The 268-nt window shown below is 56.3% G+C and carries 1 pseudogene; it reads left to right on the top strand.

Going from position 1 to position 268, the window contains the following annotated elements:
- Positions 1-234: pseudogene (locus ALO43_RS16195) on the top strand (FtsH protease activity modulator HflK); the annotation flags it as partial.
- Between the last annotated feature and the right edge of the window lie 34 nt (positions 235-268).

Raw genomic sequence — 268 nt, 5'->3', positions numbered from 1 at the left:
ATGCAGGAAGTCTTCAGCAATACCAGCAAGGTGCTCGTGACCGGCGACAAGGGGCAGAACAATCTGCTTTATCTGCCGCTCGACAAGATGATCGAGAGCAGCCGCAGCAGTAACGGCAATGGCTCCAATTCAGGTACGCCATCGCAGTCGGCTAATGATGCTGCCGCTGCCGCCGCTGCCCGGGCGAATGAGGCTCAGCAGCGTGGTGAAGTAGGTACCAGGGAGACTCGCTGATGAGTAACAAATCACTGATCACCCTTATTGTCGG

Source organism: Pseudomonas tremae, from assembly GCF_001401155.1.
Lineage (GTDB): Bacteria > Pseudomonadota > Gammaproteobacteria > Pseudomonadales > Pseudomonadaceae > Aquipseudomonas > Aquipseudomonas tremae.
This window is presented reverse-complemented; position numbering and strand designations above follow the sequence as displayed.